The organism is Neisseria sp. P0014.S002 (assembly GCF_051958295.1).
GTDB classification, from domain to species: Bacteria; Pseudomonadota; Gammaproteobacteria; order Burkholderiales; family Neisseriaceae; genus Neisseria; species Neisseria flavescens_B.
Genome location: NZ_JBQCVO010000031.1, coordinates 1 through 560 on the forward strand (window position 1 = coordinate 1; position 560 = coordinate 560).

At 52.5% G+C, this 560-nt stretch carries 1 protein-coding gene; it reads left to right on the forward strand.

What is annotated here, in order from left to right:
* Positions 1-560, forward strand: a 560-nt coding sequence (locus ACTHSX_RS10455) for an RHS domain-containing protein (protein ID WP_440377607.1), incomplete at both ends; no start/stop codon positions are given.

Sequence of the window (560 nt, forward strand, 5' to 3'; positions counted from 1 at the left end):
TTGGGCAACCTGATCTACCGCCAGCTGCCCGATGGCGAAAACCAATATTACCAATACGATCTCGAAAACCAACTCGTCCGCGCCGAAATCAAAAAGCCCGCCGGCAATACCGAGATTTGGGAATACGCCTACGACCCGTTCGGACGACGCCTTTCCAAAGAACGCCAAGACAAACTCGCCTGGACGAGTACCGACCCGAAACGCACCCACTTCGTCTGGGACGGCAGCCGCCTATTGCAGGAGTACACCTACAAAGGTAGCTACACCTATATCTACACCGACCAAGACAGCTACGAACCCTTAGCCCAAGTCTTTGACAACGCCAAAGACGGCAAACAATACCTCGCCTATTTCCACAACGACCAAGTCGGTATACCGAGGGAGATGACCGACATCCACGGCAATCTGTTATGGTACGGCGAATACACCGCTTGGGGTCGTCTGAAAAAGGATGAGAGGGTTTACAAGGATGCGCATCAGCCGTTCAGATTGCAAAACCAATACTTCGATGAAGAGACCGGACTGCATTACAACCTGATGCGGTATTACGAGCCTGAGGC